At 63.7% G+C, this 9218-nt stretch carries 7 protein-coding genes and 1 pseudogene; 5 read left to right on the top strand and 3 right to left on the bottom strand.

What is annotated here, in order from left to right; translation table 11 throughout:
* Together Q0R16_RS08475 and Q0R16_RS08470 are read right to left on the bottom strand one after the other, a co-directional pair.
* A pseudogene (locus tag Q0R16_RS08475) lies at positions 1–132 on the bottom strand (hypothetical protein); the annotation flags it as partial.
* Positions 133–142: 10 nt separating this feature from the next.
* Positions 143–820, bottom strand: a complete 678-nt coding sequence (locus Q0R16_RS08470; RefSeq protein ID WP_295634956.1) for a hypothetical protein — start codon at positions 818–820, stop codon at positions 143–145.
* A 166-nt stretch (positions 821–986) separates the two neighbouring features.
* Here Q0R16_RS08470 and Q0R16_RS08465 point away from each other — a divergent pair, with 166 nt between their 5' ends.
* The 3 genes from Q0R16_RS08465 (at position 987) to Q0R16_RS08455 (ending at position 4430) form a co-directional block, all read left to right on the top strand.
* On the top strand, positions 987–2384 hold the full coding sequence (locus Q0R16_RS08465) for a CocE/NonD family hydrolase (protein ID WP_295634954.1): 1398 nt from the start codon (positions 987–989) through the stop codon (positions 2382–2384).
* Between the two features lie 385 nt (positions 2385–2769).
* Positions 2770–4095, top strand: coding sequence for a glycosyltransferase family 39 protein (locus tag Q0R16_RS08460; RefSeq protein ID WP_295634952.1), 1326 nt, complete (start codon positions 2770–2772; stop codon positions 4093–4095).
* Positions 4068–4430: a hypothetical protein gene (locus tag Q0R16_RS08455; RefSeq protein WP_295634949.1), complete on the top strand. Its 363-nt coding sequence runs from the start codon at positions 4068–4070 to the stop codon at positions 4428–4430. The genes Q0R16_RS08460 and Q0R16_RS08455 overlap by 28 nt, the downstream gene beginning before the upstream one ends.
* Here the strand turns inward: Q0R16_RS08455 and Q0R16_RS08450 are convergent.
* Positions 4427–5572 carry an acyltransferase gene (locus Q0R16_RS08450; RefSeq protein ID WP_295634946.1) on the bottom strand — a complete coding sequence of 382 codons (1146 nt, stop codon included), beginning with the start codon at positions 5570–5572 and terminating at the stop codon, positions 4427–4429. The genes Q0R16_RS08455 and Q0R16_RS08450 overlap by 4 nt on opposite strands.
* Before the next feature lie 390 nt (positions 5573–5962).
* On the opposite strand from Q0R16_RS08450, the gene Q0R16_RS08445 reads away from it, so the two are divergent.
* Together Q0R16_RS08445 and Q0R16_RS08440 are read left to right on the top strand one after the other, a co-directional pair.
* Positions 5963–6808, top strand: a complete 846-nt coding sequence (locus Q0R16_RS08445) for a YihY/virulence factor BrkB family protein (RefSeq protein WP_295634943.1) — start codon at positions 5963–5965, stop codon at positions 6806–6808.
* Positions 6809–6865: 57 nt separating this feature from the next.
* Complete coding sequence (locus Q0R16_RS08440) at positions 6866–9172, top strand: FdhF/YdeP family oxidoreductase (RefSeq protein ID WP_295634940.1); 2307 nt, start codon at positions 6866–6868, stop codon at positions 9170–9172.
* The last annotated feature ends 46 nt before the right edge of the window (positions 9173–9218 follow it).

Here is a 9218-nt window from a genome sequence, read left to right as displayed (position 1 = left end):
CTTGTATTGCTGGGTGAACAAGTCCGCCCCGGTTTCGCCCAGCGTGGTGGCGAGCACCTTGATCACCCAGAAGCCGAGCGTCACCGCCGGAACCTTGCTGAGTGCGGCCTGAATCCGGTCTTCGCGGGTCATCATCAACCTTTCAGAAATCGAGCTTGAGCGCGGTGTAGGCGATCGTCTGCGGCCGGTTCAGCCCCTGCCCGAACGAGGCCAGCAGTGAATAGGGGCCGGCGATATGGATCACCGTGCCCAGATTGATCCCGTCGACTCGCCGCTCGCCATCGGCCGTCGCGCCCTGGCCGAAGTATTCGATGCCGAGCTGAAAGCCGTCACGCACCTGCCGCGTCAACACCACCCCGCGCACCCAGTAATCGCGGTTCCCGGCGCCAGGGTTCAGCGTATAGCCACCCCCGCCGAACACAGACCACTTGCCCGCATCGCGCTGCACCCACACCGGCAGTACCACTTGCGCGCGCCGCGATCCGCGCCCCGTCGGCAGGAACACGCGCGGAAAGAACGTCAGGTCGACCGAGGCGGTGCCGGGCTTCTGGTGAAGCAGCTTGAACTTGGCCGCCATCTGCACGTCGCCCACGTCGAGCGGTTGGCCGGTTTCGGTGTGGAGCGGCAGCACCACCGTCAACTGCACATCCTTCACCGCTCCGTAATTGAGGTCCACCCCGGTATCGAGCGCGCTCACCCCATCGGCGCGCGAGAAACCGGCGAAGTTGTAGATTTCCCACTTGTGAAGCTCGGTCGGTTCGGGATCGTCGGTGACGAACGGCGGCCCGGCCCAGGCTGCGGCCGGCATTGCGATCAGCATGGCCGAAATCGACCTGACGAGCGTGCGATGAAATGCCACGGAGCCTCGGTCGATTGAACTGGGCTTCCCTTAGCCGTGGGGCATCGGCTAGCGCAAGCCGATAGGGACTGTCGCAGGTTGGTTCAAATTCGGTATGAGCGGACAAGTCGATCAAAGGAGTTTCCGCATGCGCTCTGCGTTGTTGCTCGCAGCGGTTCTTGCCGTCGGGCAGGCTGAGGCAAGTGCTCACGAACCCGCCCCCGCGCTTTCGGGAGATTGGCGCGGGTCGCTTTCGCCGACGCCCGGAGTGTCGATCCCGCTGGTTCTCCACGTGAGCGAGGCCGACGGCCAATCGAACGCAACGGTCGACAGCCCGGCTCAACATGCGTTCGGGCTTGCCGTCGCTTCGGTCACGCGCAATGCTGGCGAAATCCGTTTCGTGCTGTCTGCACCAAAGGTCGATTACGTCGCCACCTTGTCGGCGGACGGGCAGACGTTGAGTGGGAAATGGACCCAGGGCACCGCATCGTTGCCGCTGGTCATGACCCGAACGGCCGCAATCGCCCCGCCACCGCCGCGCCGCCCGCAGACGCCCGCACCGCCCTACCCATACCGCAGCGAGGAGGTGGCATACGACAACCTTGCCGGGCATGCGCATCTGGCCGGCACGCTGACCATGCCCGCGGGCGCAGGCCCGTTCCCGGCGGTGCTGCTGATCACGGGATCGGGCTTGCAGGATCGCGACGAGACGGTGTTCGGTCACAAGCCATTCCTGGTCTGGGCCGATACGCTTACCCGGCGCGGCATTGCGGTGCTGCGCGTCGATGATCGGCAAACGGGTGGTTCAACCGGCGAAGTCCGGAACGCAACCACGCTCGATTTCGCAGGCGATGTCGCTGCGGGCGTGGCGTTCCTGCGCTCGCGCCACGACATCGACCCCCTACGAATCGGGTTGATGGGGCACAGCGAAGGCGCGATCATCGCGCCATTGGTGGCGGCGCGCGATCCGGCGATCGGTTTCATCGTGATGCTTGCCGGTTCGGGTGAGCCGGGCGAGGCGTTGATGCTGCACCAGAAGCGGCTGATTGAAACGGCCAGCGGGCTTGCGCCGGCCGTTGTCGAGCAATCCGGCTTACGCATGAAGCGGCTTTACGATGCGGTGAAAGACGCGCCCGATCAGGCATCGGCCGATGCCGCGCTGCGCGAAACCTGGCGCAGCTTGGCCAGCAAGGATGGCCGCCCCGGCACCGATGTTCCGCCGCAATTGCAAGTGGTGGCATCGCCGTGGATGCGCTGGTTCATTCGCCACGATCCGCAACCGGCGCTGTCGGCGGTCCATTGCCCGGTCCTGGCGGTGGGCGGATCGAAGGATTTGCAGGTCCCCGTCGATACCAACCTGCCCGCGATCAAGGCTGCATTGCGAGCGAACCCGGACGCGACGGTGATCGAACTTGCCGGGCTGAATCACATGCTGCAAACCGCGCAAACCGGTCAGGTCACGGAATATGCGCAGATCGAGGAAACGATCGCGCCGATTGCACAGGCCACTGTAGGCGACTGGATCGTCGCGCACACCCGGCGCTAGGCTACTCCGCGAAGTAACGGTGGTGCTGGTCGTGGGAGGTGGCCGAGATGAACCATGTGGTCGCCCACGATTTGATCATCAGCAGCTCCAATCCTTCGGCCTCAACCAACCTCGGTGCGTTGTTTTGTGCAAATGCGAACTAAACCACTCCGCAACGATGCTCACGCGCATATCGCCTTGGCGCTCTTGTCCTGTGGATTTTGCGCGGGAGCCAGTAAGCCGGCATGAAGGCATGACCGCGTTCTGCTGACTGTTGCCGCGTCAAATCCACCTGCTATGGCAGGTCATGCAATCAATTCCGCAAGCGCAATTGGCCGGTAAACCGCGATCTGGTCTGGGTCGATATGTGTCCGACCGCACTGCTTTGGTTGCCATACTCGGGATCGTGGCAATTGCATTTGCCGGCGTCGGAGCGATCGGCAACTTGCCGGCCATCGATGACTGGTCCTACGGCGGAACGGCTTTCCGGTTTCATCACACCGGCATATTTGCGCCCTCGGATTTTACCGGCTTTACGCTGGTGACCAATATCTTGTGGAGCTTCCCGTTCTTGGTGTTGTTCGGGGACAATTTCCAGGCACTGCGCATTTCAACGCTTGTCGCTGCGCTGATCGCGATTGCCTTCACGTTTCTGTCGATGCGTCAGGTCGGGCAGTCGCGCCTGAATGCTGCCCTGGCAGCGTTGACGCTGGCGTTTTGCCCATTGTTCTTTGCCCGGTCGTTCACCTTCATGACCGACGTGTTCTTTACGGCTTTAAGCATCGCGGCAGCCTTGTTTTTCTTGCGCTGGTTCGCATCAGCCCGAAAGACCGATCTTGCAATTGCGATCATGGCGTCGGTTTTCGCGACACTCTCGCGGCAACTCGGGTTGTTCCTGCCGCTCGCCTTCGGGCTGACCCTCGTGCTGACGCGTCGCCCTTCGGCCAGGGTCTGGGCGCTCGCCGCCCTGCCGCTGATCGCGGTCATGGCCGGACTTTTCGTCAACCAATTCTATTTGCGCGAATTCAGCAGGGTGCCGGCGCTTTACGGTTCGCACTACGGCGAATTGACGACTGTATTCAGCCGACTGATCAGGCACTGGCGCGACGTTGTGTTCAACAGCTTCAGCCTGGCATTTTATCTCGGCCTGTTGACGTTTCCGGTGGTGATCGCGGCCTTGCCAAAACCGATTTTGCGGCAACGCGAATGGCCCGTCGCCGGGCTGGCGCTCGTGGCAAGTATCGCCTTCTGCCTGTGGACCCATCATCGGCAAATGCGCTGGCTGATGCCCTTGATTTCGAATGGTTATGAGAATGTGAGCCGCGAAGGTATCGGCCCGTTCATGCTCCGCGACGATTACCTCCTGGGCCTTAATCACTATGGCCCGATTTCCGACGGCTTCTGGCTGCCGGTCACGGTGCTCGGCATCGTCGGCGCCGTGCTGATCGCGGTGCGTATTGGTCGCGCTTTGGCGCCGGTGCGGATTGGTTCGGGCCTTGTCCGCGAGTGGCGCGCCGATGGCCTGCCCGTCGATCCTGCGCTGGTGTTCCTGGCTTCGGGCGTCGTGGTCTATTGCGCCCCGCTGGTGTTGTTCAATTATTTCGACCGTTACCTCTTGCCGATGATCGTGTTCGTGGCGCTTGCCCTCAGCCGTATGCTCCCCCCCCCCCGGGGGAGCGCCACCCACCGCATATTTTCGCCGTCATGGTTGCCGGTACCGTGCTTGCGCTGAGCGCCGGCTTTTCGATCCTGGGCACGCGCGAATACAACAACTGGAATGTCGCGCGCTGGGCATCGCTAAACCGGCTGATGAAGGACGGCGTCTCGCCGCGCGAGATCGACGGTGGCTTCGAGTTCAACGGCGTTTATCTCTATGACTTCAACTATCACGACACGTCGAAATCAACGACCCGCGCCAAAAGCTGGTGGTGGGTTGACGACGATCGTTACATGATAGCCTTTGGGCCGATGGAGGGGTTTCACACTTTTCGGACGATGCCGTTCGACAAACCGCTCACGGGCGGTCGGGGCACGATCTACACGCTCAAACGGGACGAAGCTCGCTAGCGCCTAACCCTTGCGACCGCTGGCGCTGACAGCCGACGCCGCCAGCGGTTGAGCGGCAAGTCGATCGTCACCGCCAGCACCCATGCCAGCGCGATCACACCGGCAATGCCCGCAAGCCGAACCGCGACGAAGGCCGGCGTCGGCCACTCGACGAATGCAGCAGTCACCGCCAGCACGAACGGGACATGGGTGGCATAGAGCGGGTAGGACGCGACGCCGAGCACCAGCGGCCAGCGACCCTTGATGCGGCTGACCACTCCTAGTGCAACGATCAGCGGAAACAGCACGACAACCATCGCCATTTCCTGCCCGATCGTGACAAACCGCGCAGAGCCGGTCGATGGGAGCGCGCCCGCAAGCGGCGGCACGATCAGCGCGACGAACAGTATGCCGGCGACAACGGTGAACGAAAGCGGTGGAAGCAGCGGCATCCAACGCTCGCGCGTGCGAAACAGCGTATAGCCGAGCAGGTACGAGAGCAGGCAACGCGGCAGACCCTGCCAGAACAGCGATGGCCAGACACCAAAATAAATCCAGCCATGCTGCAATCCCAGACCCCCGATCACCGCGATCAGCGCCAGCAGCAGCACGCCCAGCACGCGTGTCGAACAGCGCCACAATACCGCGAAATGCACCACGTTGGCGATCAATTCGAAGAACAGCGACCAGAACACGCCATTGAAGACATAGAGGCACGGCCCCGCCACCATCGGCATCATGGCAAGTTGCGAACCGATCGCCGGAAGCGTGCGCTCCGGATGACCCTGCAAACAGAAATGCAACTGCGGCACCAACGGGAACATCACGATCCCGATGGTCCCGCCGATCAGCACCATCGGATAAAGCCGCAAGACCCGGACTTTGGCGAATGCCGATGCGGTCATGCCGCTGGCCATACGCTTGTCGTAAGCCAGGCCGATCACGTAACCGCTCAGGCACAGGAAAAAATCCACCGCGAGCCAGCCGTGGGTAAACACCCCCAGCCGGTCTCCCAACCGCGAATGATACAGCACGACCGCAACCGCCGCGATGCCGCGCAACCCATCGAGCGCAAGGACGTGATTGGCATTGTCCGGTCTGGGATCGATGGCGGAAGTGGCCGGGGAAGGCGAAGATGTTCGATCGACGGTGTTGTTAAACATGCGCGGTCCTGCCAGCCCTCGTTTCGTTGACGACTGCCCGCCCGTTCGGCCGTAGCTCAATCGTCCCGCTCCAACCTATTGCGCCCTTTGTCACGGAACAACGGACCAAAGCCAGCATTTTGCGGAATCGACCGGGCCTTCGTCGGCACTGTCCGTGGCTTGCCGTTCCTACCGCCCCTAATCGCTGGCCTGTCGCCGCTGCCGCTGGGCGCAGGCTGCGGTGGAACCGGCTGCGAGTGCGCGGGTTGCAGGGGCAGTCGCGCAAGGAACACCGCCATCGCCCCTAACACTAACGCCCCTAACACTAACGCCCCTTACACTCAGGCCCCGACGCCACGGCCCGCATCGTCGCCGCGGCAATTTCGCTGGCGCCAGTGGTTCGCGATCGGGGTGCGCGCCTGGCAGGAAGCTGCGCGCGACAATATCGGCCTGATTTCGGCCGGGGTGGCGTTCTATGCCTTCCTGGCGCTGATGCCGCTGCTGGGCGCGGTGGTGCTGACATATGGCCTGGTGGCGAGCCCCGCGCGGGTGCTGGGCGATCTTCATGCACTCACCCGCGCGCTGCCGCCCGATGCGGCGCACCTGGTCGGTGAGCAGCTTGTCGAAGTGGTCAAGGCGTCGGACGGCAAGAAGGGGCTGGGGCTGCTGGTGGCGCTGGGCATTGCGCTGTTCGGTGCGCACAACGGCTCGGCGGCGATCGTGATGGCGTTGAACGTGGCTTACGAGGAGCCCGAAAAGCGCGGTTTCATCGCGCTCAATCTCGCCGTGCTGGGTATGACCGCGGCAGGCATCGTCGCCGCTCTGGCCGCGCTGCTGGCGATCGCCGCGCTGACCCGGCTCGACGCGCTGCTGCCGCACGTGCCCGACGCGCTGATCGTGGCCGGCCGGATCGCTTCCTATGCCGCGCTCACGCTACTCGGCGCGGCGGTTGCGGCGGCGCTATACCGCTTCTGCCCATCGCGCCCGCACACGCGCTGGGTGTGGCTGACCCCCGGTTCGCTGCTGGCGGCGGCGGGGTGGCTGGCGCTGTCACTGGGCTTCGGCGCTTACGCGGCGCGCTTCGGGCACTACAACGCCACATATGGTTCGCTGAGCGCGGTCGTGGTGCTGCTCACATGGCTGTACTTGTCGAGCTACCTGCTGCTGCTCGGCGCCGAATTGAACTGCGAATGCGAACAGCAGGACGGCAACATGCCGAAAATCGCGGCAATTTCGACCGCGCATGGAACTTCGTAACCGCGCAAGCGCTTGGGGCAGAGGGGAACTTGCCCCCGCAGAGGGCTGGAGCGCGCCATGGCCGATACCGAATTGTCGCATACCGATCTGCCGCATTCACCAGGCCCCGCAGGCGGCTGGGGATCGCTGAAAGGGATTGCCGAGATCTTCGGCGAGGCTTCGGCAACGCCCGCCGCGCTCGATACCCTGCGCAAGCTCAACAAGCCCAAAGGCGTGATGTGCGTATCGTGCGCCTGGCCCAAGCCCGCGAATTACTCGGCGTTCGAATTCTGCGAAAACGGCGCCAAGGCCACGCTGTGGGAGCAGACCGCGGACCGCTGCACCCCCGAATTCTGGCAGGACCACGCGCATAGCGTCACCGCCTTGCGCGGGTGGAGCGACCATGATCTGGAAAAGACCGGCCGCCTGACTCACCCCCTGCGATTCAATGCTGCTACCGATCGCTACGAGCCGGTATCTTGGGACGAAGCCTTCGCAGATATCGGTGCGAAGCTGCGCGGCGTGGAGCGCGAAAGCGCGGTGTTCTATGCCTCGGGCCACGCCGGGCTGGAGGCATCGTATCTCTATGCCTTGCTGGCGCGCGCCTTTGGCAACAACAACTTGCCGCAAAGCTCCAACATGTGCCACGAAACCACCTCGGTCGGGCTGACCAAGGTGATCGGCTCGCCCGTCGGCACGGTGGTGTGGGACGACCTGGAAAAGGCCGACGCATTCTTCTTCTTCGGGCAGAACCCGGGATCGAACAGCCCGCGTTTCCTGCACCCGCTGAAGGCGCTGAAAGATCGTGGCGGCAAGATCGTGACGTTCAACCCGGTGATCGAGCAGGGGCTGGTCTCGTTCGTCGACCCGCAGAGCCCGCGTGCGATGCTGACCGGCAAGGAGACGAAAATCTCCGACCATTACCTCCAGGTCAAGGCCGGGGGTGATGTCGCCGCGATCCTGGGCTTGTGCAAATGCGTGGTCGAGGCCGACGATGCGGCGCAGGCCGCGGGCAAGGACGCGGTGATCGACCATGCCTTCATCGCGCAGCACACGAAAGGGTTCGATGCGTTCATCGCCTGCTGCCGCACGACCAACTGGGATGCGATCGAGCGCGAAAGCGGGCTGGCTCAGGAAGCGCTGCGCGAGGCGGCCGGAGTTTACATCGCGGCCGAGCGCGTGATCGGTGTTTACGGCATGGGCCTGACCCAGCACATCCACGGCTCGGTCAACGTCGGCATGCTGGTCAACCTGCTGCTGTTGCGCGGCAATATCGGGCGGCCCGGCGCCGGCTGCTGCCCGGTGCGCGGGCACAGCAACGTCCAGGGCCAGCGCACCGTCGGCATTGCCGAAAAGGCGCACCTGATCCCGATGGACAAACTGAAGGCGCTGTTCGGCTTCGACCCGCCGACGAAAGACGGCATGAACATCGTCGAAGCGGTCGAAGGGCTGGTCGCAGGCAAGGTCAAGGCGTTCGTGTGCCTGGGCGGCAACCTGCTGCGCGCGGTCCCCGATCAGGCGCGGATGGAAGCGGCGTGGGCGGCGCAGGACCTGACCGTGATGGTCTCGACCAAGCTCAACCGCAGCCACCTGTTCCCGGGCAAGGCCGCCTACATCCTGCCGTGCCTGGGCCGGATGGAACGCGACGAGCAGGCTGGCGGGCCGCAGACCGTGACCACCGAGGACAGCTTCTCGATGATCAACGGCTCGATCGGCCACCGCAAGCCCGCATCGGAGCATCTGAAAAGCGAACTCGCAATCGTGACCGGGATCGCCAAGGCTGCCCTCGATGCCAACCCCCTGCTCAAGTGGGACGAATGGACCGGCGATTACGCGCGCGTTCGTGACCTGATCGAGGCGACCTATCCGCACGATTTCAGGGACTTCAATGCGCGCATGTACACCCCCGGCGGGTTCTGGCGCGGCAATGGGGCGCACGAACGGATCTGGAAGAACCCCGAAGGCAGGGCGTTGTTCACCACGCCCGGAGAGCTCAATGCGCTGGGCTTCAAGGATGCGCCGGGGCGTTACCGGTTGATCACGCTGCGTTCGAACGACCAGTTCAACACCACGATCTACGGGATGTCGGACCGCTTTCGCGGGATCGAGGGCACGCGCGACGTGGTCCTGATGAATCCCGATGACATTGCCAAGGCCGGATTGGCCGACGGGCAGACGGTGCGGCTGGTGAGCGACGCAGATGACGGCATCGACCGCAAGCTCGGCGGGCTCAAGCTGGTGGGCTACAAGCTGCCCCGCGGGACGATTGCGGGCTACTATCCCGAATGCAATGTGCTGGTGTCGCTGGCGCACCATGATGAATTGTCCAAGACCCCGGCGTCGAAATCGGTGCCCGTGCGGATCGAGGCTGATTCCTTGGACTGACAGGGCTGGACATGCGCGAGCGTTCCCGATAACTGGCCTAACCAAT

The organism is Novosphingobium sp. (assembly GCF_025351285.1).
Taxonomy (GTDB): domain Bacteria; phylum Pseudomonadota; class Alphaproteobacteria; order Sphingomonadales; family Sphingomonadaceae; genus Novosphingobium.
The sequence above is the reverse complement of the archived record's forward strand: the minus strand, read 5'-3'. Positions and strand labels throughout refer to the sequence as shown.